Source organism: Fulvitalea axinellae (assembly GCF_036492835.1).
Lineage (GTDB): Bacteria > Bacteroidota > Bacteroidia > Cytophagales > Cyclobacteriaceae > Fulvitalea > Fulvitalea axinellae.
Genome location: NZ_AP025314.1, coordinates 1,099,793 through 1,125,028, shown reverse-complemented (window position 1 = coordinate 1,125,028; position 25,236 = coordinate 1,099,793). Strand labels below are relative to the sequence as shown.

Annotated in this window: 18 protein-coding genes and 1 pseudogene; 8 read left to right on the top strand and 11 right to left on the bottom strand. The window is 46.5% G+C overall.

The window, feature by feature from the left end; genetic code table 11:
- Nucleotides 1-142: 142 nt before the first annotated feature.
- Complete coding sequence (locus AABK39_RS04595) at nt 143-658, top strand: GNAT family N-acetyltransferase (RefSeq protein ID WP_338393738.1); 516 nt, start codon at nt 143-145, stop codon at nt 656-658.
- Between the two features lie 14 nt (nt 659-672).
- Nucleotides 673-2,079 (top strand): spermine/spermidine synthase domain-containing protein, encoded by a 1,407-nt coding sequence (locus tag AABK39_RS04590; protein WP_338393737.1) that lies wholly within the window; start codon nt 673-675, stop codon nt 2,077-2,079.
- A gap of 2 nt (nt 2,080-2,081) precedes the next feature.
- Here the strand turns inward: AABK39_RS04590 and AABK39_RS04585 are convergent, their stop codons facing one another.
- Nucleotides 2,082-4,427 carry a TonB-dependent receptor gene (locus tag AABK39_RS04585; RefSeq protein ID WP_338393736.1) on the bottom strand — a complete coding sequence of 782 codons (2,346 nt, stop codon included), beginning with the start codon at nt 4,425-4,427 and terminating at the stop codon, nt 2,082-2,084.
- A 381-nt stretch (nt 4,428-4,808) separates the two neighbouring features.
- Here AABK39_RS04585 and AABK39_RS04580 point away from each other — a divergent pair, with 381 nt between their 5' ends.
- Nucleotides 4,809-6,305, top strand: a complete 1,497-nt coding sequence (locus tag AABK39_RS04580; RefSeq protein ID WP_338391085.1) for an IS5 family transposase — start codon at nt 4,809-4,811, stop codon at nt 6,303-6,305.
- A 123-nt stretch (nt 6,306-6,428) separates the two neighbouring features.
- On the top strand, nt 6,429-6,590 hold the full coding sequence (locus AABK39_RS04575) for a hypothetical protein (RefSeq protein WP_338393735.1): 162 nt from the start codon (nt 6,429-6,431) through the stop codon (nt 6,588-6,590).
- 2 nt (nt 6,591-6,592) lie between these two features.
- Here AABK39_RS04575 and AABK39_RS04570 read toward each other — a convergent pair whose 3' ends face one another.
- From AABK39_RS04570 to AABK39_RS04555, 4 genes are all read right to left on the bottom strand, one after another.
- Entirely contained in the window at nt 6,593-8,926 is a 2,334-nt protein-coding gene (locus tag AABK39_RS04570) for a TonB-dependent receptor domain-containing protein (RefSeq protein WP_338393734.1), read from the bottom strand.
- Between the two features lie 181 nt (nt 8,927-9,107).
- A complete protein-coding gene (locus tag AABK39_RS04565; protein WP_338393733.1) occupies nt 9,108-9,899 on the bottom strand; it encodes an outer membrane beta-barrel protein in 792 nt (263 codons plus the stop codon).
- A gap of 89 nt (nt 9,900-9,988) precedes the next feature.
- A complete protein-coding gene (locus tag AABK39_RS04560) occupies nt 9,989-10,207 on the bottom strand; it encodes a hypothetical protein (RefSeq protein ID WP_338393732.1) in 219 nt (72 codons plus the stop codon).
- 238 nt (nt 10,208-10,445) lie between these two features.
- Complete coding sequence (locus AABK39_RS04555; RefSeq protein WP_338393731.1) at nt 10,446-11,240, bottom strand: hypothetical protein; 795 nt, start codon at nt 11,238-11,240, stop codon at nt 10,446-10,448.
- A gap of 343 nt (nt 11,241-11,583) precedes the next feature.
- Between AABK39_RS04555 and aspS the strand changes: the two genes are divergently transcribed.
- Nucleotides 11,584-13,344 (top strand): aspartate--tRNA ligase, encoded by a 1,761-nt coding sequence (gene aspS / locus AABK39_RS04550; RefSeq protein ID WP_338393730.1) that lies wholly within the window; start codon nt 11,584-11,586, stop codon nt 13,342-13,344.
- 103 nt (nt 13,345-13,447) lie between these two features.
- Here aspS and AABK39_RS04545 read toward each other — a convergent pair whose 3' ends face one another.
- Together AABK39_RS04545 and AABK39_RS04540 are read right to left on the bottom strand one after the other, a co-directional pair.
- Nucleotides 13,448-14,599: a DUF3103 family protein gene (locus AABK39_RS04545; RefSeq protein ID WP_338393729.1), complete on the bottom strand. Its 1,152-nt coding sequence runs from the start codon at nt 14,597-14,599 to the stop codon at nt 13,448-13,450.
- A 1,132-nt stretch (nt 14,600-15,731) separates the two neighbouring features.
- Nucleotides 15,732-16,988 (bottom strand): beta propeller repeat protein, encoded by a 1,257-nt coding sequence (locus AABK39_RS04540; RefSeq protein ID WP_338393728.1) that lies wholly within the window; start codon nt 16,986-16,988, stop codon nt 15,732-15,734.
- A gap of 311 nt (nt 16,989-17,299) precedes the next feature.
- Here AABK39_RS04540 and AABK39_RS04535 point away from each other — a divergent pair, with 311 nt between their 5' ends.
- Nucleotides 17,300-18,262, top strand: a complete 963-nt coding sequence (locus AABK39_RS04535; RefSeq protein WP_338393727.1) for a helix-turn-helix domain-containing protein — start codon at nt 17,300-17,302, stop codon at nt 18,260-18,262.
- A gap of 253 nt (nt 18,263-18,515) precedes the next feature.
- Here AABK39_RS04535 and AABK39_RS04530 read toward each other — a convergent pair whose 3' ends face one another.
- Nucleotides 18,516-20,105: a sulfatase family protein gene (locus AABK39_RS04530; RefSeq protein ID WP_338393726.1), complete on the bottom strand. Its 1,590-nt coding sequence runs from the start codon at nt 20,103-20,105 to the stop codon at nt 18,516-18,518.
- 285 nt (nt 20,106-20,390) lie between these two features.
- Between AABK39_RS04530 and AABK39_RS27700 the strand changes: the two are divergent.
- Together AABK39_RS27700 and AABK39_RS04525 are read left to right on the top strand one after the other, a co-directional pair.
- A pseudogene (locus tag AABK39_RS27700) lies at nt 20,391-20,537 on the top strand (helix-turn-helix domain-containing protein); the annotation flags it as partial.
- 320 nt (nt 20,538-20,857) lie between these two features.
- Complete coding sequence (locus tag AABK39_RS04525; protein ID WP_338393725.1) at nt 20,858-21,475, top strand: helix-turn-helix domain-containing protein; 618 nt, start codon at nt 20,858-20,860, stop codon at nt 21,473-21,475.
- Between the two features lie 207 nt (nt 21,476-21,682).
- Here the strand turns inward: AABK39_RS04525 and AABK39_RS04520 are convergent, their stop codons facing one another.
- The 3 genes from AABK39_RS04520 to AABK39_RS04510 all read right to left on the bottom strand — a co-directional run bounded on the left by AABK39_RS04520 (nt 21,683) and on the right by AABK39_RS04510 (nt 24,954).
- On the bottom strand, nt 21,683-22,288 hold the full coding sequence (locus AABK39_RS04520; protein WP_338393724.1) for a macro domain-containing protein: 606 nt from the start codon (nt 22,286-22,288) through the stop codon (nt 21,683-21,685).
- A 640-nt stretch (nt 22,289-22,928) separates the two neighbouring features.
- A complete protein-coding gene (locus AABK39_RS04515; protein ID WP_338393723.1) occupies nt 22,929-24,092 on the bottom strand; it encodes a BF3164 family lipoprotein in 1,164 nt (387 codons plus the stop codon).
- Nucleotides 24,093-24,291: 199 nt separating this feature from the next.
- Nucleotides 24,292-24,954 (bottom strand): hypothetical protein, encoded by a 663-nt coding sequence (locus AABK39_RS04510; RefSeq protein WP_338393722.1) that lies wholly within the window; start codon nt 24,952-24,954, stop codon nt 24,292-24,294.
- Between the last annotated feature and the right edge of the window lie 282 nt (nt 24,955-25,236).

Sequence of the window (25,236 nt, the reverse complement as noted above, 5' to 3'; positions counted from 1 at the left end):
CATTCCCTGAATCACTTACCTAATACTTCATACCTCAGACCTAATACTCCCCCCACATCAAAACAACACCGTGTATCAGCTCCAAGCATGTGGCTTCGGCCAAGGTTTGTTATCTTTGCGGTATCAAAAAAGGAAAAAGAGCATGAACGTAACGGTGAGGGAAGAAAGGCCGGAAGACAATATCCACGTCTTCGTAATCAATAACGAAGCCTTTGGCGGGGCCGAAGAAGCCGACTTGGTGGAACGTCTAAGAAAATCGACCAGCTCGGCGCCGGGTTTGTCTTTGGTGGCCGAGGCGAAAGGGAAAGTGATCGGTCATATTCTTTTTTCCAAATGCCAAATCATTGCGGAAGACGAAAGCTGGGAGGCTTTGGTATTGGCCCCCGTAGCCGTAACCCCAATACTCCACGGTCGCGGGATCGGCGGAAAGTTGATTCAGGAAGGCCTTAAAAAAGCGAAAGCATTGGGTTACGGAGCCGTAATAGTACTGGGCGAAGCGGATTATTACCCGCGTTTCGGTTTTGAGAAAGCGTCGAAATGGGAAGTCAAATGCCCATTTGAGGTTCCGGACGAGTGCTTTATGGCTCAGGAACTAAAGCCCGGTTATCTTGAAGGAAAAGCGGGAACGGTACGCTATCCCATCGAATTCCAGATCTAACCGCAAGCCGACGCATGAAAAACCGTTTCGTCAAATCCATATTTAGCGCATTGCCGTGGGGCGCCGCGCTGGCGGGAATCCTATCCGGAGCCAAGCATTTGCAATGGCACAACCCCGTCGATCTCGGCTTGCTGGTTTTCTTCGGCACTATCGCCGCCATCACCGGAAGGTTTCTGCGATTAGCGAATAAATACCGCACCCCGGTTTTGATTATATCACTCAGTTTGGCGTTAGCCTTCTGGCCTTTCGCCAGCTCCCTAATGCCGTGGGTGGACAGGTTACGCCTTTGGACGCCGGTTTTCATCATTTTGGCCGGATATGGAGCTGGAGAAGCCTCAAAAGAACACAAAACCTCTCCGTTTTGGCTTTCCCTTGTCCTGACCGTCGTCCTTAGCTCATTCGTACCCGCACCCTATATTCTTTGGACAATCGCCGCGCTGGTTCTAATCGGATTATCGGCCTCGGTTTTTTTGGGGAAAAAGAAAGAAATCGCTTCGCTGTCAATCCCGGCGCTATTCGCCGCCGCAACGCCTTTTATCGTGGGAAAAATTGAGTTCAAAACCCAAATACACTTTGCTGACAAGGTGGTGGAACACTTCCGGACTCTTCGCTCCGACATTAGTCTTACGAAATGGAAAGGCAATGTCAATATGTTCGAAAACGGTTTGATACAACTTAGCAGTTGGGACCAAGCCATGTTCTACGAACCGATGACGCATCCGGCCATGTCGTTGTTCGGCAAAGGAAACGTCTTGGTTTTGGGCGGCGAAAACGGCCGGGCGGTTTACGAAGCCTTAAAATTCCAAAACTGCGAAAGCGTTACGGTTATTCCTTTTGACGAGGAAAAAAGGATGCAAATGGCTCGTTCGAAAAACTTCAAACCGTTTCACCAAAACGCTTGGCAAGACAAGCGGGTAAACGTTATAAACTCCCCTATTTCAGATTTTTTATCAAAACAAAAAGACGCCTTCGACCTAATAATCGCAGACCTTCCCGATCCTCGGGACGAGGAGACTAACGCCTTCTACACCTATGAATTCTATCACCTCTGTTCACAAGCGCTAAAGGAAAACGGCGGTTTGGTAACACAAGCCGGCAACGCCTATTTGGCGGAAGCCTCGTTCCTAAGTATCGGCAGGACTTTGGACGCTTCCGGATTCGGTACGGTAGCACTCCGCAACCAAGTGCCGAGCTTGGGACAGTGGGGTTGGTTTTTGGCTTCGAAAAAGGACTCGGCAGAAATATTGCGCCAGCGAATCAAGTCTTTGAAATTCAAAGAAGCGAAAACCGAATGGCTCACGCCCGAAGCCACACAAATGATGCTGGCCACGGGCAAGAGCAAGACAACGCAGAACACGACGGTAAACCGACAGGGGGCGCCGATTACGTACCGACTTTACCTGCGAAGCGTCCAGCGATGAGGCTAAAGCCTACGCAAGGCGTCGTTTCCGCCAGACTTGTCTTTGAATATATTTTTGAATTCGTTTAGGTTATATCGAACGTAGACAATAAGTGCCCTACGATTTGTTTTGTCATTGTGACCTTGCTCAATCGTTCCGTACCTGCCCAGCCAACGAAAAGAGTCTGAGGAGAAAATATATTTCGAGCGCATTGTCACCAACAGTTTATCGTCCAAAAACTTAGCTTGCAAGCCTAAAGACGAATCCCAAAATTCCGCATACATGGTTAAGTCCCGCATTCTGCGAGATATGTAATGAAACCCGGCCAAGAGTTGAAAACGTTTACCCAAACTGTAATCTCCGTCTATATCAACAGAACAAAAAGGGTCCCTTAACTCACGAAAACCATCCATATAAGGCACCTTTATAAAAGGAACCCCCACCCGTACGCTTGAATTCAGATTGAGTTTATCCAAGCTAAAATTATAGTTGGCTCCAAAATTCAAATACTCTGTTTTGGACAAGTTTATAGGTATACGCTTGACTACACCGACAGTTCCGGGGCTATTTATCGCTGTCCACATTATGGAATTACGGTAATATTCATATTCGGCGAAAAGCGAAAGCCCCAAAGGTAGCGAGAAATTTAAATTACATACATCAATAGACGCAGGAGACAGCGTAGGGTCACCTTGACTATAGAGAAGAGAGTCCAAATAGCTAATCGAAGGGTTCAATGACCAAAAATCGGGACGTTGGATCTTGCGTGAATAAGTGAACGAAAGCTTCGCTTCGCTTTCCAAAGCATAACTCACCGAAGCCGAGGGATACCACCCCACGTAAACGGTATCCAACAAAACCCGGTCATTCAGTTTCACATTCGTTTTTGTCCGCTCAATACGTAATCCCGCAGAGAAAGACCATTTGTTTACACTTTTATTAGCCAATAAATAACTGGCGAAAATCTGGTCCAGCGTCTCGTTTCCATTATTAAAGTTGACGCCTCCATCCTCAAGATCAAGGGATTTTGCCAGCCCGTCATTTTGCGTCCAGAGATACTTCGCCCCGGCCTGAACTCCGATTCCGCTTAACTCTCCTCTGTAATCGATTTTACCCGAAGCCACACTATACTCAGTATCATTTCGCATCCGTGTCCGGGTTCTATCCGCATAGGCTACATTACCCTCAAAGATATCCGATCTCGAAACATTATCCTTCACCGAATAATCCGTACCGAAGGTCAGGGAGTTGAGGCTATCTATTCTCGCTTCATAAACTAAAGCCAGTGTATGAAGGCGACCATCCGAATGCCTTTTGGTGTCAGTGATACGAGTAATCTCAGAATCCGAATCACGCAAAGTCAGCAAAGTGTTAATGTTATGCTCGTTAGAATAATCTGAAAAACTATACTGCGCTTGCAGACTCCCTCCTTTGGCCAGATCATATGTTGAGCCCCAAAAAGCTCTCTGACTTTTGTAACCGTTATTCCAAAGGCCTCTTTTATTGCTTTCGTAAGAATACTCTCCCACCTTATTGGTTAGATGACCGGAAAAGTTCCCCTTATAATTCCATTCTCCGTAATGATAGGTAATGTAATTAGAAAGCCTCCCCTTCCGGAAATTCACCTTGATCCCCGGGTTGTAAGATTGTTTCACATTCAAACCAAGGCCATTACGCGAACGCCCACTGAGTTGAAGGCTCAAGTGGTCTTTCTTTTTCTTCTTGGTCACGATGTACAACACCGAAGTGACAGAAGCATCATATTTGGCCGAAGGGTTACGGTCGATTTCTACTGACACTATATCGTTCGACTGCAAGCGATTCAGCTCCTCATTATCCCGAACCTCTTTCCCGTCCACGATAATCAGCGGAGCGCCTTTATCCACCAACGTCACTTTATCGTCGGTTCCTACCCTCAAGCCCGGTATTCGGCTTAGGGCGTCAAATACCGTCCCGGCGTCACTAAGCGTCGTGCCTTGGATATTCATTACCAGCTTGCCATTTTTTTGCGTGAACGAAGCCTTTTTACCTTTCACCGTCACAGCTTCCAGCTCTTTAGTCTCAACAGCCAACACAATCAATCCTACATCAAGATTCGCCGAAGCCTCAACCCGTTTTACCACAGGCAGAAACCCCATTGAGGTCACTTTCAGGATATATCCCTCCGCAGGCGATGCCTGTAAGCTGAAGTTTACCTCAGAAAAAGCACTACCTGTTATCAGACTGGAATCGGAAGCATTCAACAAGGTTACATTATAGAACTCTAACTCAGCGCCCTGGCCTTTAACGGAACCTTTAACCATAATTTTTTGGCAATACGATGCCAGGCTCATAAAAATGAGCGTCGTGATTAACGCAATTCTTTTCATTTTATTGGGATGTTAAACGGAGTGGTTTTCGGGCTATTCGTTCCTCTTTTGATTTTGATTATAAAAAAGCGATTCCGTAAACATTTCTGACAATTTAAGATCCACATGCACTGGACACTTGGTAGACTAAAACCACAAAAAATAGCCGCACATTGCGTTAAAAATTCTCAAAGAAAAGCGGGTTTTAATTCAAAAAAAGCAATTCATCCACAATAAAATCACAATCAAAAGAAGGCTACTTGTTTATATTTAGGGTTTACTGAAAAAGTAAAAACCACAAGATTATCAGTGGATTAGGTAGCTTGTTTCCCTTTCCAAAGCACAGGGAATATTCGTAAATTGGCCTTAGAAAGGACTGAGAGCATTTTTTCCCTTGCACCTATGATCAAGACAAGTTCCTCGCAATTGAGTATAGAAGGTTTTTTGGACCCGGAAATAGGGCGCCTTAACCCGGAAAACAGATGGGTGAAGTTGGCCAACTCCATCCCCTGGGCGGAATTGGGTTTGGTCTACGAATCGAAAATGTCGACGGGCAAGGGCAGTCCGTGCAAACCGGCCCGGCTGGTCATCGGCGCGCTGATCGTGAAGCATAAGCTGAACGTTTCGGACGCCGAGGCGATAGAACAAATCAAAGAAAATCCGTATCTCCAGTATTTCGTGGGACTCGGCTCGTTCACCACGGAAAAGGCCTTTGACCCTTCGCTGTTCACGACGGTCCGCAAGCGGCTCGGGTACGGGGATTTTAACAGGATGAGTTCGCTTTTGCAACACGAGGGGATCCGTATTGCGGAGGGCGATCGGGATGAAGGGTCCAAAGACGGGCATTCCGGGGACGCCGAAGATGACAAGCGGGTTGTCTCCTGCGACGCGACGGTGGCGCCGCAAGAGATTCCATACCCCACGGACCTTGGGCTGTTGGCTACGGCGAGGGTGCAGTCGGAGAAAATCATCGACCTCCTTTGGCCCGTCGCCAGGGATTCCGGTTTATCCAAAAAGCCCCGGACTTACCGGGATAAAGCCCATAGGGAATATGTCGGGGCGACGAGAAAAAAGAGGAAAGGAGCCGAATTCTGGCGCGTGTGCGCACGCCGACAGCTGAATTATCTGGAACGGAACCTACGGCATATCGACAGCCTCATAGAGGCCAACAAGGGCGTTATACGCCTAAAAAGCAGGTTTTTGAAGATTCTGATGGTGCTTCACGAAATCGCCAGGCAACAGTCGCTCATGCTGGAGACCGGTGCCAACAGGGTGGACGGCCGCATCGTGAACGTCTTCCAGCCCCATGTCCGGCCGATAGTCCGGGGCAAAAACGGAAGCGACACCGAGTTCGGCGCCAAATTGTCCGTAAGCCTTCACGAAGGCTATTCCTATCTGGACAAGGCGCAATGGGACGCTTACTACGAGGGTGACGCGGAAGTGATCCGCGGGCACATCGACAGTTTCGGGGAGAGAAACCCGGAAATGAAGCTCGGCAAATTCGTCGGGGACAAGATTTACGGAAACAGGAACGCCCGGCAGACCATGTCCGGCGCGGGTGTGGAATTCGTGGGCTCCCCGTTGGGAAGGCCTCCCTCAAGTCCCGAAAAAATCAGGGAACGCAAGGAAAACCGGACGCTTCACCAACGGCACCGGAGCAGGGCGGAAGGAAAATTCGGGGAAGTGAAACGGGGACACGGATTGGACAAAATACAGGCAAGGAGAGCGGACACTTCGCTTTCATGGATCGCCTGCATTTTCTTCGTGGCCAACTTGAAAAGATTTCAGAGCGAAATCTTTTTTGACCTTGTTTTCTTGAGCTGGAAATACGGGATATGGCTTCAAGACGGCGAAAAGAAACAGGAAAAGACTGTCTGGCAAAATATCCTAGCTGGGTAGCCCTCTGGGCTTTTTCAGTAAACCCTATTTATACTATTCAATAAGGTGCGTTTTTTAAAAACAACAGGCATTCCTTCACATTAGACACAAGTTCGGATCCAGAAAAGTAAAAAAGCTTTATCCGTGTTTTCCCAAAAACAACTCTTGCCCGAAGCCACACAAATGATGCTGGCTACGGGCAAGAGCAAGAGCAAGAGCAAGAGCAAAGCAACGCAGGACACGACGGTAAACCGACAGGGGGCGCCGATTACATACCGCCTTTACCTGCGAAGCATCCGGCGGTGAGGCTAGAGCCTGCGTAAGGCGTCGTTTCCGCCGGATTTGTCTTTAAACATGTTTTTGAATTCGTTCAGGTTATAGCGGAAATAGATAAAGAGCGCCCTACGATTCGTCTTGTCTCTCTGTCCGCTCTCGATGGTTCCGTATTTGTCAAGCCAATGGTTTTTCCCCGAATTAAAGACATCGTTTAATCGCACGGTTACCAACAGTTTGTCATCCAAGAATTTCCCTTGCACACCAGCATTCGCTTGCCAGTACTCCGAAAAGACCGTCATATCTTCCACATTACGGGTTCTGTAATACAGCCCGCCCAGCAGTTGGAAACGTTTGCTCAAGCTATAGTCGGCGTCAAAATCCAATGACCACGTGGGGTCTTTCAGCTTCCGGATTCCGTCCATATAAGGCACCTCTATAAAAGGAATCTCCAACTGTGTGCTGGCGTTCAGGTTAAATTTGTCCAGACTAAGGTTATAATTCGTTCCAAAGCTCAAATACTCAGTCTTGTACAGGTTAACAGGCGTATGCTTTACGATTTCCGGATTTACGGGATCATTCACGGCCGTATGCATGATTGAATTCCGGAGGTATTTATATTCAGTGAAAACCGAAAGGCCCGCCGGCAAAGAGAACATCAGATTATAAGTCCCGATAGACGTGGGCGAAAGCGTAGGGTCTCCCTGACTATAATTCAGGGAATCCATATAATTTATAGACGGGTTCAGCGACCAGAAATTCGGACGGTTGATTTTTCGGGAATAGGTGAGCGAAAGCGCCATTTCGTTTTCCCACGTGTAACTCACCGAGGCCGACGGGTACCAGCCCACATAAGCCGTATCGAGCGAGGTGTTGCCGTTTAATTTCACCTCCGTATCGGTTCGTTCATAGCGAACCCCCGCCGAAAAAGACCACTTGCCGACACTTTTATCAGCCAAAACATAACCTGCGTAAATTTGGTCCAACGTTTCGTTTCCGTTCCTGAAGTTGACATTACCGTTCTCCGGATTCCTCGACTCTGTCACCCCGTCATTCTTTGTCCGAAAATACTTCGTTCCAGCCTCAATCCCGATCCCTTTTACCTGTCCTTTGTAATCGACCTTGCCCGAGACTACGCTGTACTCCGTGTCGTTGAGCATTCGGGTTTGGGTTTTGTTGGCGTAATCAACATTCCCTTCCCGAATTCTCGACACGGCATCGTTGTCTTTCAGCGAATAATCCGTACTTACAGTCAAGGTATTTAGGCTATCCAACTTCGCCTCGTAAATCAGCGCTACTGTGTGCAGTCGCCCTTCCGAGTCTTTATCCGAATGCGTTTCTCTATTTATTTCCGAATCCCTAGTCGCCAATGTTTGGGTAGAATGACTGGTGTTTTCGTTAGAATAATCCGAGAAACTGTATTGCGCCTGCAAGCTTCCGCCTTTGGGCAAATCATAAGTCGAACCGAAAAACACCCGATGGCCGTCATTATGGTTATCCCAAGTGCCCTTGGTACGACTTTCCAAAGAGTACTCCGGAAAACGGTTAATCAAATGGCTCGTTGTCCCGCCCTTGAAATTCCAATCGCCATAACCGTAAGTGATGTAATTCGAGATCTTCCCTTTCCTAAAATTCAACTTCAGCCCGGGTCCATACGAATATTTTTCCCCGATATTGGAACGGCCATTGAGCTGTAGGCTCAAGTGGTCTTTCTTCTTCTTTTTGGTCGTGATATATAGTACTGAAGAAACCGAAGCGTCATACTTGGCCGAAGGATTTCTGTCGATTTCCACAGAAACGATATCGTCAGATTGCAAGCGGTTCAACTCGTCGTTATCGCGGATTTCTTTTCCGTCCACGATAATCAGCGGGGCGCCTTTGCCCATAATCGTCACTTTATCGTCTGTCCCCACTTTTATCCCCGGCATTCTTCTCAAGGCGTCAAAAACGGTCCCGGCGTCACTGAGCGTTGTGCCTTGGATATTCATTACCAGTTTGCCATTTTTCTGCGTAAAAGAAGCCTTCTTGCCTTTCACTGTCACGGCTTCAAGTTCTTTCACATCGGCCACCAAAACCATCTCCCCCACATTCAAATCCCCAACCGCTTTTATCCGTTTCACTACTGGTAGAAAACCCATCGAAGTAACCTTCAGTAGATATTCTTTGGCCGGCGAAACTTGCAGACTGAAAACGGCTTCGGAAAAAGCGCTACCGGTCACCAAGCTGGAATCCGAAGGCTTCAAAATAGCTACATTATAAAACTCGGCGTCGGCGCCTTGGCCTTTGACAGAACCTTTGACCGTAATTTTTTGGCAATACGATGCCAGGCTCATCAAAATGAGCGTCGCGATTAACGCAATTCTTTTCATTTTACCAGGGTATTAAATGGAGTGGTTCTCGGGTAATTGTTTCTCTATTCGATCTTTATCTTAAAAAAGCGATACCGCCGGAACTCCCGACGAAATTGTCGTCCATTTGCAATGGACACTTGGTAGACCGGAGACTTTGCCCAATAGTTGCATATGGAAATAAAAATTATTGAAAAAAAGATCAGTTAGCGCTGAAAACAGTCACACCAAACACAAACGGATGCAACTTAGGGCCTTCGCCCGCCGGAAATACCCTATTTAGGTCATACGTACCGAAAAGCTTCACCCGGTGCCCGAAAGTCAACTCACCACGCAGACCGTAGCGGAAATTGTTCACATGATTGCGGTCAAAGTCTTTATCCTTGTCTTTGTCGCCGTCTTCCTTGTATTTGATTTTGGTGTAATTGGTAAGCTTTATGCCACCGTACATACCCACGCCAAAGCTAAATCCGCTTTTCGGGAAATTTAATGTCGGGATAAGCTTAGCGTCCAAATACGAAATGGTCAGCTTGCTCTTCAGTGACTTGATATTCGGATCGGTTTCCTTCTCAAAGCCCGCCTTATCGCCCAAGTTCACTAAACGGTAGTCGTCTTCTTTAAATTTGAAATTATACCAGCTGAAACCCACCCCAGTGTTGAATCTTATATGTTTATTGACCGCAAACACTTTACTGACGCCAAGTCCTACGTACCAAGACCCCCAGCCCTTGACATTCGGAACATCACTCTGAGAACTGGGAGTCACCCAATTGTTAATTCCCAAATCGAGGTATGGACTGAACCTATGACGATCAGCGGGTTTTTCGTGCGCTACCACCACACCGTCCCAATCGTTAATGATTAACCAATCACCAATGCGTATAGTCTCATCCTTAATTACGATCTGTGCATCAACAGAACTTACTGTTATAAATGTGACGGAAAGTAATAGAAAGGAAAAATGTAATAACCGGAAAGTAAAGTCACTTTTCATAGTCGTATTGTTTTATGATCAAATCAATAAGAAGTATTCCTATTTTACCTGACCTGATACTAAAACAACAGATATGGTTGCGTGCTTTCTTAAATTTCGAAAAAAATCCGCAAGATTTCGGACAACCCGAAATATAGTCCGGCAAAGATCAAAACGGCCACTCCGTAGATTTTTATCACCAACAGCCTATTCATATAATCCATAAACCAAAGCGCCCACCACGGCCTGTACAGCCCCGCCAAAAGCGTAAACCCTGACAACACGGCAAAAATCAGAAAAACGAACTTCAACGCTACAAGCAAACCCATATCTTCGGAATGAATCAGTATGCAAACTTAATGAGAAGCGATTCTCGATCTATATAAAAAACTAAACTCGAAACGAAAGCGACACTCTGAATAGTACAACCTAAGCGACAGAAGCCCAAAAGACGCTATACGCTTCGGAACCGCCTAAAACAAAACCTCTGACGAGGCCCATTTTTTTTCCAAAAAAAGAAAAACAGCGTGACCACTATTACTGCCACGCCCAATGTTTTTCACCCAATCAATACCCGGAAACTTTTTCCTTTTTCTCCTCTTCCTCGTGCAAAAGGCGCATATAGATAGCGTAGCTAACACAAGCCGCCATCGGGATAAAAAACAGCGTCAGCAACGGAATAGTCGCCGAGCTTATCCAGATCGTAGCCTGGAAAATAATGGCCAAACCAAGGAACGAAAACCAATCGCGGTGCACCAAACGACGGCTCAATTTCAGCGATTCCACAACGCCTTTACCGTCTACCACCACAAAAATCTGGGCCAGCATATACGCCACCGTAAGGTAGACTACCGGCAAGGCCAAGGCCAGCATAATCCCGTATTCCTGCGGAGAAAAACTGACCAGAATATCCTGCATTTTCTCGATTAGCTCCGGCGTAATCTGCTCCGGAGTCACAGGGCCCAGCTTGGTAGCCGCCAAAGATGAGGCGTAAAGCAAAGCCGGCAATCCGGCCACAAAGGTAATCAGCATTTCCACCAACGACAGCGAGATCAGTCGTCCGGCGAACCTCCGAACGCCGAAAAAATCACCGTACATCGGTATTTCTTGCCCTTTCCTGATTTTTTCGCAGACTATAACAATTCCGCCCACCAACAAAGGCATCACGAATATTTGCGCCAAATAAATCAACGGGAGAGCGCCGGTCATCGCTATAAAGCTGAAAATCAGCATAGCCAAAGCCGTAAACGATATAAAGCCGAAGAAATACGCCTTAAACAAGCCGAATCCTTCACGCAAAAATCCCATGAAATCAAACGTATAACCGTTTTCTCTAAGTTCTTCTATCTTTTGCTCAATCATTTCTTTACGCTAAATGGTTCCTTGCCATGAACGGACCGTACGTTCGGCCCGGATTTTCGCAAATCCATATCCCGCAAAATTAACGATAAACTTCAAATGATCGTCTATACGGGGCGGATTACATGCGATTTCCCCGCTTATTTGCCGAATACTCAAGCCCCGATCCTTTGTGTTGAAATAATCAGAATGCCATCGGCCTTTCACGAAATATTCTTTAAATTTGAACTCCTTCCGGCGCAGACGCCCACAGTAGGCCCGGAACACGGTAATTGACTGAAAATACGGGCCGAAAGCGACGCCCAAAGCGCGCCGAATCCCCTCAAATATCACAATACAGATAGAAATGTACAGGACACATACTTGCGGCGAGCTCCGCATCGCTAACGAGAACGAGCGCGTAACGCTCAGCGGTTGGGTACAGAGAATCCGCGACAAGGGCGGCATGATCTGGGTAGACCTCCGCGACCGCTATGGCGTGACGCAGCTGATGTTTGACGAAAGCAAATCCGACCCGCAGGTCGTGGCCAAAGCCCGCGAACTCGGCCGCGAATTCGTGGTACAGGCGCAGGGCACTGTGCTCAAGCGCTACTCCGTCAACGACAAGATCCCTACAGGCGAGATCGAGATCATGGTCGACAGCCTCAACGTCCTGAACGCGTCGAAGCTTCCGCCGTTTATGATCGAAAACGACACCGACGGCGGCGACGACCTGAGAATGAAATACCGCTACCTGGACTTGCGTCGCGAAAACCAGCGCGAAAAGCTGGCCCTCCGCCACCGCATGATGCAGGAAACGCGTCGCTTCCTCGACGCCAAAGAGTTTATGGAAGTGGAGACTCCGGTACTGATCAAATCGACTCCGGAAGGCGCCCGCGACTTCGTAGTTCCTTCGCGTACCAACAAAGGCGAATTCTACGCCCTCCCGCAGTCGCCACAGACTTTTAAGCAGTTGTTGATGGTTTCCGGTTTCGACCGCTACTTCCAAATCGTGAAATGTTTCCGCGACGAGGACCTGCGCGCCGACCGCCAGCCTGAGTTTACGCAAATTGACTGCGAAATGTCCTTCGTGGAGCAAGAGGATATCCTCAACACTTTCGAAGGAATGACCAAGCACCTGTTCAAGACCGTCAGGGGCGTGGAACTTACCGAAGACTTCGAGCGTATGGAGTACGCCGACGCCATGAAATTCTACGGCTCGGACAAACCGGACCTCCGCTTCGGAATGCCTTTCGTGGAAATCAATGATTTGGCCAAAGGCAAAGACTTCAAAATCTTCGACAGCGCCGAGCTGATCGTGGGTATCAAGGTGGACGGATGCGGCAACTACACCCGCAAGCAACTCGACGCCCTGACCAAATTCATGCAGACGCCACAGATCGGAGCCAAAGGCTTGGTACACGTGAAGTGTAACGAAGACGGAAGCTTCAAATCGTCTATAGACAAATTCTTCTCGCAAGAGGACCTCAAGGCTTGGGCCGAGAAATTCGGAGCCAAAGCCGGCGATTTGCTCCTCGTGATGTCGGGCCATACCGACACCGTGCGCAAGCAACTCTGCGAACTCCGCCTGAAGATGGGATCGGATCTCGGCCTCCGCGACCCGAACACCTTCAAGCCGCTGTGGGTAATGAACTTCCCGCTGTTGGAATGGGACGAGGAAAGCCAGCGCTACCACGCCATGCACCACCCGTTCACCTCGCCGAAGGTTGAAGACATGCCGATGCTGGACACCGATCCGGGAGCAGTACGCGCCAACGCCTACGATTTGGTAATCAACGGTGTAGAGATTGGGGGCGGATCTATCCGTATCCACGACCGCGAGATGCAGCAACTGATGTTCAAACACCTCGGATTCAGCGAAGAGGAAGCCAAAGCGCAGTTCGGGTTCCTGATGGAAGCCTTCGAATACGGAGCGCCACCGCACGGCGGTATCGCCTTCGGTTTCGACCGTATCTGCTCGCTCTTCGGCGGTTCGGACTCTATCCGCGACTACATCGCATTCCCGAAAAACAACTCGGGCCGCGACGTTATGATCGACGCTCCTTCGGCCGTGGACAATACTCAGCTGGAAGAACTTTCGATCCGTGTAGAAGTAAAAGAAGACTGATTCCGGAAGGAAAAAAAATTATTCAAATAATAAGCAAAAAGCCGTTCCGCATTATGCGGAACGGCTTTTTTTAGTTCATCTCGCACCAAAGCGAGTCATTCGATCAGTTATGCTCGATCACGTCCAATTCGAACGTGGCCGTGGCGTTACCCGCCGCGCCACCGAAGTCTTTATAATCCTGCTTCTTCAGAGCGTAAAAATAATCAACCTCGTCATCATCGTTAGTAAACCACTTGTCAGGCATAGCGCTGATAATCGCCGACGCAATAGTTCCCAAAGCGGTCAGTTCGGGCATCTTGGCCAAATCGCTCGTAAGTTTGGTCACTTCTCCCGAAATATTGGTCACCAACCCTTTGTAGCTCGTTCTTGAATCCTGTTCGAAAAGCTGGATATTAACGGCTTGCAGAGAATAATCTTCCCAATACACCATAATCTGGTTCGGACGGTACGTAATACCCGACTTGTCAAGGTATGTCATGGCGATTACCTGTACCTGAGGCTCGTTTTTCTCGTTGCGGGTACCGGATACCACGGCGTAAATTTCGGCAGAGCCCAAGAACCAAGGTTCTTTGTCGTCTTTCAGGTTGATCGAAGTCAGACGCGTCACCTCTATCGGTTTTTTGTCTTCGGAAGCCGTACGCAAAGCCAAGTTCGACCCTACGGTGTTCAGGTTGCTTTCGGCCAGCATTTCGTTCATTGCTGAAGCGCGGAGCTTAAGCGCCTCATAGCCGTTGTCTTCGATCATAATAATCGGAAGATCAGGGCGTTCGTTGGCGTTTAACTCTACAGCCTCCCCTTTGATATTATAGACGGTAACGGTCTCCATATCCTCTTCGTCTTTCGTCTCGGGAGCCTTGGCGAACAGCACTTCGTCATAAGCGAAATCCTTGTCCTTGTTCAGCATCCAGATCTCAGACGCCTGAAGCGCTTCTCCAGCAACTTGGGTCGAACGGATCTCTTTTTGATATTCTTTCAAACCTGCCAAAGCCTCGGTGCCAGCCGAATTTTTCTCGAACTCAGGCATCACGGCATCCAGCGCCACCGGTAGGTCCTGCCCTTTCAGACTGTTCAAAATTATCGAGCGGTTTGACTCTTTCTTATAAATCTCGATAAAGTCCTTCACCAAAGCTTCGGATTTCAGCTCCTCTTTCTTTGTTTCAGGAACAACCTGTATGTCATTCTCCTCCTGCGAGCAAGACGCCAGAAAGACTAACAATGCGAAAACGGTAATCGGGGTAAATATTAGCTTTTTCATATGGTTGTTTTCTAATAAGCGTCCGGACGGTAGAGCGCCCGGAAAAAACGTAAACAGTCAAATTACAAATCGGACGGCAGTGGCAAATCCGCAAAGCACGGAACCGGACATGTACATTTTGGGCACAGCAATCCCGCTCTCCGCATAATTCACGGTGACTACCAATACCAAATCCAATAAACAACAAGGAATAATTCAACGGAACACAGCTTACCCGGCCGGCGCCTGCCGGATACATGAACCGAAAACAGTCGATTCGTTTCCGCAAAAAGGGAAACGCAAGGATATTCTGATAACATAAAAACTCGATGGCCCGCTTCAAAAAAAGGAATCGTCACGACTCGTTATACCAATAGCCGACGGGCACATTCGCAGAGTTGGGAAAGGCTTGTACGGCGTTTTCAACTGCCCGCTTCCCCACCCGACTCCACCGTTTTATCACGGCCACACCCGATGTTTCTCCTATCGGCGTGTCATTTAAAAGGTCGGGCGTTTTCTCTGATGAAAATATATGCGAATGACTTTTCTGTTAGTATGACCGGAATCCGATATTTATTTTTTTTCATCAAAAAGAATTAAATAAAAACTAAATAATACCAAAAATGAAGATTCTATCTGTTTACATTTTTTATAACATGAAAAAAATCGTCTCCAATACTTTATATTTTGACATAAAAACAAAAGTACATTTAGATAATCATACTCTAGCAACTCCCTGACACCCGGCAACATACGAAAAAGGGAGCGCCAGCAAGCCGCTCCCTTATATCGCAAACCAAAATAAAACACGAGCTTAGTCCTATGCAACCCTAGCAGGTTACCGTTTCACTCTCTCAAAAAACTCCGAATCCTCGTATATATTGTCTGGTATTGAAATTTTATTTAGGCGCTAACAAACTGACCATAAGCGACATCATTGGAATTAAAAGCGCAAAATATCAGTGACCTCGGGATTTCGCATTCTTAATACTGTAATTATGTCAGGGTGCATACTTATGAGTATCACGAAAACGAAAAACAACACCCCAAATAGGCCACTAAGACAGTAGCCCATCCGGAAGTGTTGCTCTTTCACATTCTCAGCAATACCACTAAAGAAACGAATCACCTATTTTCTTTTGTCGGGCCGGCGCTACTCCTTTACCTCCAGCTTCATAATCAAACCTTCGGCCCCGACCATAAACATTTTCTTTTCCGAAAGCATATAGACATCTTTCCAATCGGCCGTATTATGGTCGTGCTCTATCCGTGTCCAAGTCGCGCCACGATCGAATGACAACGACACAAATTCAGGACCTTCCGTATTCGATCCCTTGTTGATGCCCACAATCACCATCGTCTGGCCTTTTACGTCTACCGCCGTCAGCTTATTATCACCGCCGTACGGTACCGGTTGCCAGTCTTTGCCCGTGGTCGAAGAGAACATCGCCCCTTTTTCGGTCGTCGGGCTCCGGAGACCGTTGTTGCCTACCACCACGATAAAATCGCCGTCTATCGCCGAATCGACAAACTTTGGTGCGTTCGACTGGTCTTGCTTGGGCGTCATCACTTCCCACTTGTTCGTTTGGGATTCGATAGTGTATTCATCGCAGGTGGTCAGGGTGCCTTTATTCGTTAATCCGCCCGTCAGGAAAAGCATTTTCTCGCCATAGCGTTTGGCGGAAGTCAACGGATTGTTCCGCATCGCCACCTCCTGCTGGTTTATCGTATTGGTGGACGCCCGGCGCCATTCGGCGGGGTCGCCATCAAGAATGTCGATCCAAACATCGCCGCCGTCCATTGTGAAGGCGGAAAAGCCCGTATCCGGATCCAGGCCCAGGTAGTTCCCCCTTTTGCCTACCACCACACCAAAGTTGTCGTCAAAGAAGGTAATATCTTCCAAAACGTTGTAACGCCCGTAAAAATTCACCACGTCATCACCTTCCACCGAATATTGCATAGACCAGGTCTCGCCCCCGTCCTTGCTGGTGTGGATCCGTCCCAGGAACGAAGTGGCGAACACCTCATTTGCCGATTTCGCAAACACGCTGGTCATTTCGAAACCGCCGCCCTTAAGCTCGACGCCACGGTCGTCTTTGTCATTGATACGGTATTTTCTCTCAAAAACCTTCGCCCAGGTCTCGCCTCCGTCTACGGTTTTCAGAATCACGCCTCTGGTGGAATCGGACACTATATCCTCGTCCCCGCCGGCGGCGTAGCCAATATTCTCATCCAAAAAGTGAATACTACGTAAGGTTTGGTCCGTAGGCGTGGCTATAGTGGTGATCACGATTTTCTTTTCGTCGCCCGGTTCGGGCTTAGGGTTGGGATCCGGATCCTGGCAAGCGTCGCAGGAAAAAAACAGGAAAGACACCAAGGCCCATTTAAAAGTGCGCAGGATTTTTTTCATCAAAACAGTAGGTTGGTTTTACTGGTGCAAAGATAGAACACGCCATTCACAGGTCAATCGAACGGAACCAGCCAATCACATCACTTTTCAATCAAAAAAAGACAACAAGCATCACCAAAAACAAGATCGCGTCTTTTTTAAAGGCAATAAATACGGATTACGTACAAAACCGGAAGAACTGATAAGCTTTAGGGCCCCGATAACGGAATAGGCTTAAAGTAATCGGGTGATAGGACAAAACAATCCTGAGTTCTGAGTTTAGGCCATTACGTATTATGTTTGGGACTTTATGAACAATAAGCACCAAGAGTATGATAAAGGGACCGCCCCCCCATAAGTATTCGCTAGACGAGTTTTTCAGAGCGTATTTCAAAGAAGGACCCCAACGGGAGTATCTTCGGAAAGGAAATCCCGACAACTTTTTGATTGCCAAAGTGGTCGAATATAAGGACATCATCAAAACTCCTATTCCACCTTATCTCAGGTCGGTTGCGCAACTCCATTGTATTACCGAGGGCGAGGTCACAGTAAAATGCAATCTCAACGAGGTGACGATCGGCAAGGGGCAGGTACACCTTTGGCAAGAGGACCAATCCACCTCCCTGCTCGATATATCCCATGACGCCCAAGGCTTTTATTGCCACTTCAGTTACGAATTCCTTGCGCAGTCGCCGTTTGTAGCCAATATTGCCAAGCAATTCCAGCAAATGACCAAGCGCTTCGAGCGACTAAACCTCTATATGCACCACCGCCCCCTAAACCTGGACCACGATACGCTGGGGGCCGTACTGAGGGTGCTCGAAAGGATGCATACGGAATACCACGGCACGCACAACGTGGACAAAATACAGGCGTATCTGTTCGCGTTGCTGTTCGAGGTGAACGGCTCTTTGCCGGAACAATTCGAACTCTGCAATTTTTCCAGACAGGAGGAATTGATGAACAACTTCAAAAGCGCCATCTTCAGGCATATTTCCGAAGAGCGCTCCGTAAAATTTTACGCCGACAAACTGCACGTATCGCCAAACCACCTCAACAAAAGCGTAAAACAGCTAACGGGCGAGACGGCGAGGGACTGGATAACAAAGGCCCTGATCATAAGCGCCAAGATCCTTCTGAAACAGACCGCACTAAACATCAACGAGATAGCGTTCCAGCTCGGCTATGACGACCCGTCATACTTTACCCGTTTTTTCAAAAAGAACGTGGGTCTACTGCCTAAAGACTATAGGGAAACGGAACTGCAAAGACAATCTCCGCCCAAAGTAAAGTAAACGGTGAGACCCTAAAGAGAATATCTAAAACTGGAGTATTAAAAACAAAAAAGGAGTCTCCCGTAGTTGACTCCTTTACTGAAAATATTTAAACTGGTCGAATTATTCGGTCTTGTCAGAGAGCTAACAAGGTTATTTACTCTCTCAAAAAAGGCCATATTCCCATATAGGTTATGGGGCTTTAAAATTTATTTAAACCATGACCATCTGACATAAAGCAGACAAAGAACATACGCCCTTCTTTTCGGTTAAATCACTTTTTGTACAACACAATAGGCACCTCATTTTCTCCTTTTGCTTTTGGCCTGCTCTTTCCGTCCGCAATTACTTCTTTCATCAGTTTCGTCAACCTCTTCACAACAGCCGGGTATTGAGCCTGAACGTTCGTAGCCTCTTGCGGATCTTTCTCCATATCATACAACTGAACTTCGGGCCACCCCAGCTCCCTGGCCTTGCCGTCCTTTGGGTAAGCCCAACCTCCCGAACCCGGGCAAAAGATCAACTTCCACTTTCCTTCACGTATTGCGAAACGGCCTTCAATCGAATGATGCACCACTGATTTTCGAGTTTTTTTCTTCTTGCCTAACAATGTAGGCAACATGCTGAAGCTATCCTCTCCAGTGTTTTCCGGTAGGTCCGTTCGCAAAAGATCCGCTGCTGTGGCCATGAAATCAGTTAAGCAAACTAATCCTTCATTCTTAGAACCAGCCTCTATACGCTTTGGCCAACGAGCAAAGAACGGTACCCTATGTCCTCCGTCCCAAATGTCGGCCTTTGCGCCACGGTAGATTCCACTAGCCGCGTGCCCCTTTTTGCGAAGACTCTCAAAAATACCCAAACCGGGCGTACAGCCATTGTCGCTGGTAAGAACCACAAGGGTATTATCGGCTATACCCGCATCATCCAAAGCCTGAAACAACCGCCCTACAGACCAATCAAACTGTTGGACGTAGTCCGCATAGGAATTGTTGATCTCACTGCTCCCCACCCACTTACCGGAAGGGGCTATCGGTGTATGGGGTACCGGAGGCGCCCAATACATAAAAAAGGGAGTTCCGTCATTTTTATAAACGTCGGCTCTTTTATGGATATGCTCCACTCCCCGACGCGTAAGCTCCGGCAACAGAGCCTCTTGACTCAAAGTCTCCTTTACCACATCGTCATGAATTGTCGCCCACTCTCGCCGGTCATTGGGGATTATGTAAATCAGAAACCAAAAATAAGAGTCAAAACCCCTATCCGCAGGCCCCTCAAGCAATTTGGTTCCCGGGGGAAGCTTTTCATAATCCGAACGCACAATAGTTTTGGGCTGATCAGGCTCCGATGACGGCCATTCATATTTCTGCCCCACATGCCACTTGCCAATACCCTGCGTATGATAACCGTTCTCCTTAAAAAGACTCGCCACAGTCATCCTGTCGTTTTCAATTAGCGGATCACCAAAGCGGATCACACCATGCTGTAAGCGAGTACGCCAAGCATAGCGCCCCGTCATAACGCCATAGCGAGTAGGAGTACAAACAGACGACCCCGAATGAGCGTCCGTAAATGTCATGCCCTGCGAAGCGAAACGGTCAATATACGGTGTGGCAATCTTACCTTCGGGATTCAAACAGCCCACATCGCCATACCCCAAATCATCAGCCAAAATATAAATAACATTAGGCCGGCTACGGTCGGAACCTTTCTTACCGGTTCTCTCTCCCTTTCCCGAATCGTCAGCCACAGCCCTAAGCGAACCGAAACTAAAAACAGAAAACAGGACCAAAAGCCTAGCGTACCGCCAACCACTTCGGCCGGCAAGACTTAACACGAACAACCACTTCCATTCAACGTTTTTCATTGCATATCTTCTTTTTTTAAAAAAAGCCCCGTCGCATCGCAGGCACGATGTCATAAAGCAAGCAATCGAGGCACTCCCGCTACAAAACACATGGAATCAGGGTAGAAGACTGGTTAATCGCATCGAAATGAATAGATGTATTATAAAAAAAATACAACACCGTAATTTCTTTCCGTAAAGCCTCACACCCGCATATAAAGGAAAAAAATAGTCGACAAACTGCACATATCGCCAAACCACCTCAACAAAATCGTAAAACAGCTAACCAGCTAGACGGCGAGGGAATGGATAACAAAGGCCCTGATCATAAGCGCCAAGATCCTTCTGAAACAGACCGCGCTAAACATCAACGAGATAGCGTTCCAACTTGGCTATGACGACCCGTCATACTTTACACGTTTTTTTCAAAAAGAACGTGGGCCTACTGCCTAAAGACTATAGGGAAACGGAACTGCAAAGACATTCTCCACCCAAAGCAAAGTAAACGGTGAGCCCCTAAAGAGAATACCTAAAACCGGAGCCCTAAAAAAAGGAGTCACTCTTTGACAAATGCATGGAATCAAGGCAAAAGCCCGGTTAATAGTACCGAAACAAAAGATATATTATAAATTCCAAGCATGTCCGCACCCAAAAAGTAATATGACTAGTGAAGTACAAAAGCACACTATCTCTTACACATTGACTGCTCCAACACAAAACTTCCATCAGCATCCCCATTTATAGTCAGCAAGATCTTTGCAAATGTAGCTGCAATGGGCTACAGCCAATTAACATATCGTGAAAGGGAGTTTTTAATGATCCTCAAAGGACACGGGCATTCTATACGCAAAATAGCGGAAGCCTTGCATCGTTCGCCCTCAACTGTAAGCCGGGAGCTAGAGCGCAACAGCCTCCACGGCGAATACAACGCCATAACAGCCAATCGTCTAAGTCAAGCCCGAAAACGATGGGGAGGTCATTTCCGAAATGGTGAGCACAGCCAATGGTTCAAGGATTTACGCTCTAGATGGTTTCAATTCCGAAAACTCCCCCGTACACATATCGCTTGGCGATCAGACCTAAACGAGTATTTTCGGCATCGAAGCGAACCCATCCATTTTTTGATGAATATTCTCTACCCCCGTAGCCGTTCTCTGTTTAAACGCAAAGACAAGCCTTGGCATTTTCTACAGATGAACGAATTGGCCGAATTACTTATGGAAAAACTGGACGAAGAGAAAAAAGCCACTCTTACCCGGCAAAAACGAGTGGTAAGCATAGGCGAATATCATCGTCGGCATAAAGGCAAGCCTCTCTCCCAGAAAAGGAACCCCATATTTCCGCAAACATTTGAAAAATTACACGACTACAACCTCGCAAGTACGGGATAACTCTGTCTATTTCATTACATCTCGGTAAAATCCTGGATCTTTTCACACGATTCGAATACCCCACCACCTCTACTTAGAGGACTTTTATGCAAAAAATAAGTCTCCCATAATACTCCACCTCCAAATAACTTCATCGAAAGCATTTCTAAAGAATTGATCCGAAAGTGTTGCGCTTACTCACGTGTTTTCAAGAATTAAATCTTTTAATTATGACAAATTCGACCTCCTTGTTCTCTTTAAATGATTATGATGCTTCACCGCATCCATAAACATTGGAAACTCAGGTTTTATCCCATTGACTATCTCATCATATGCTACCTTCATCTGTAAAGCGGAATTATACGGAGACATTCTTCCAGTCCCTGTGCAGAGACCAGGAATGGCTATGGAATCAATCTTCTTATTTTTCAATCCTTCAATAAGGATAGCTTTCATAGCCAAGTACGCATTTACAGATTCCGGAATCCCTTCACTAGTAGGCACACGCATAGTTGGAGCACATATAACAATTTTAGAACCCGATTCAACGCTCAATGCTTGTCCTACCAACAATTCACCAAGCTCAGATAGCGCAATATGGCGTTTAAGCTCAGACTCAACTTGCCAACCATACTTTTGGGAAATCAGCAGGTCTAATCCACCATCCATAAAGCCAAACGAATTACCAGGGCTGACCAAAGCATCAGCTTCCACCTCTAAAATATTTCCCTCTATGATTCTAATATCTTGATCATTTTGAAAAAAATGTCCCCAAGAACTTCCCAGTTCCGGCGATTTATAATGAACCAGCGATATCCTTAAACTACTTCCCATTAAATCCTTATCAAAAAAACGCTTATTCTTAAAATCAATTCAAAAGTATCAACAACCTAAAGTATGGCTTTTCTATGATCAATCAACTTTTCTTTCCCAAAAAGAATCCCTTCACAAGGCTCTAAAATCACACAAACAAGTAAAGGCCCTTAAAACCAAAAAAACGGCCCGTGACACGCTCCCTTTTCAGGGAAAACGCCACGGGCCGTTCCAATACTATAAAGGAGGCTTTACGCCAGCTGGTTCTGGAGTTGCCTCCAGATAACCACCGAGGTCACCGCCGCGGTAAATAGCGCCGTATGCCAAGGGTATTCCATCAATCCCCCCACCATCCAATCCAACCCTCTGACAACAAATACACAAACTAAAAAACCGATTGTCAATCGAAGAGCCATGGCCATATTTGCGTGGGTTTAAGGTTAAAAATCCAGTTTCGTGTTTATTAACGAAAAACACGGTGGCCACGTTCACGAATTAGAGACAGTCTGTGAATTTTTAATTACGTAAGGTTTTGGCTTTCCAAAAAGGGCGCACGCACAACCAAACACCACCAAAAATAAGGACCGAGCTTGATCTACCTGCACAGGCTTAAAACGCTTGCCGACAGGACAAAATCTATATAAATAGAAATAACGGACTTTTACAAAGCCTCCTTTTCTTTACCTAACTTCGGAATGTTATAGACGAAAAACGGATGTTCTTCAACATACGAAACAAGGATAATCTTTTCTTCCTTATTATCCACGCAAAGATACCCCCATCTGTCCAATCGGAATTTACGGATCGGATTACCGTTCCAATCATATTGTTCCACAAAAATATATCCCCCCGTTTTATCATTCTCATTCCCTACCTGTATCGGTGTACGTCCCGAATAGCATAAGTAAACGTATTCTTTCTGCGCAGAAATCCCCCAGTAATGAGTCACGTTGGACGGGCCTAATAAATTGGTCCCTTTCTTTTTCGGCTCGTCGTTGTTTTTAAACACCAGAGTCCTTTTTGTTCCGTTTTCCAAATCAAAAAAGACCACTCTCTTAGAATATTTATAAGCGTAAACCGCCCTTTTCTTAGCCACATTGGCGCCAAAGTCACCGATATAATTCGCCCAGCCCTTTCTGTTTTTCATATAAGAAAGGGAATGCAACAAGCGGTTTTTAGCCGAATCGTTTTCTAACTTAAAATGGAATAACCCCTTTCCGTTTTTTGTCGATTCCACATAATAAAATTCCCTGTCTGACACTCCATGAATCTGTTTGTCATCACTGAATTTCTTAAACTTTTTGGGAAAGGGAATATTCATTTTCTTTAATTCCAGATTCCTGTCAAGTGAATATAGTTCACTGTTGGAAGTGGCCATAATATAAGCCAACCGGTTTTCGTCTTCGGATGGCCCCACAGCCGGAAACGAAAACTCGCCGGGCCCGCGTCCCAGCTTTCCAAACTGGCTTAGCAGCTCAAACTCCGGAAGACGGTATATAGCGAAAAAACCTTCGTTACTCCTGTTCTTCATTAACAACAAACTGTCTTTCGCTATCAGTTGCGTTCCGCTTACTTTAAAAAAGTTGTTGATTTCCTTATTCTCGCCTTTAAGCGGAATATGTTCTCCAAATACCGACTCATCCATATACAACATCGTATCCGGAAGAGGCATAATAGCCGTTTGCTCTTCCGCTGACAGAGCAGGATCAATCGTTAATTTCGAAGCTAAAGAATCGACGCTTGCCTCCACCGTTTTATTATCTTTTGTACGGGGTTGGCATGCGAAAAACAGAAGGGCAACACAAAAATAGAACGAGGTTTTCATCGGCTGATGGATTTACGTTTAAAAAGAGATAACCAAACAAAATGCAGTACCTGCCGGTATTAAAAAATCTGTTCGCCTCTTTACATCCACACTCGGCAGAGACCCTAGATCAAGGTATAACTAAAAATTGAGTTGAGCAAAAAAATATTAGTTCTTAAGTCAATACCAAAGACCGCTCAATGTAGGAAGCACCACACCTCTATTCACTCGAAGTGCTTCCGTAATTGACAAAATCATCAGACACTACATGAACAAACATAGACCTAAGAACACCCGCAAACCCTTGCATAAAAATAACTCCCAAGACGGGAAGCACCTCAAATGTCAAATCATGGTATATTTTTAAATATAATATCAACCCCACAACTGCCACAACGATTCCGGCCAGACCACGAATAAGCATATTTTTCTTTTCCTTTTTCTGCCTGGTCTGAACTCCAACGCAATGAGTACGTACCCATTCTTCGACTTTCTTGCGTTCTATAAAATCGTTTGTGTATTTATCCACCAAAGCCGGTATCTCGTCCAAAGCCCTGATTTCCGCAACTACCTTTGTCCTTACTGTCTCTTCATATTGCCGTAAAGAATATTTGAGACAACGGGAAAAAATGTCTCCTCTTAATTCTTTTCCTAAAAGTTCACCGACTTGTTTTTTTGTAGCCCCTCGTTCAATCATCTTAATCACCAAGGGGCTATAGCGATCCACAATCTTGTTCTCTACAAGCTCTATGGTCTCTTCCAACTGACGCCTCTCAATACTCTTCCCTATCTTGGCATAAATATCACTTTTAGAAGCTCCTGACAGCAGGCATTCCTCAACCTCTTCGACTAAGATTAGAAGTTCTGATTCCTGTTTGATCATAATAGACATATCCTAAAGCTGAAAAATAAACCGGCAAACCCAATTCCCTCACTTATTATGATATTCTGACAGGTCCGTATCAAAGGTTATCTTCTTCGACCACAAAAAATGATCTTCAATACGGGCGTATACTTTATACTCGTTCCCGAAATTATTTCTAAACGCAATTTCCTTGTAATTGACTTTATATTCCGCCGGCCTATTGTTTATGAGTACAAAGGGAACCGTTACGGATCAGGCTCCGTCAAAAACTCTGGTTATATCTTCGGTTCTCATACTCCT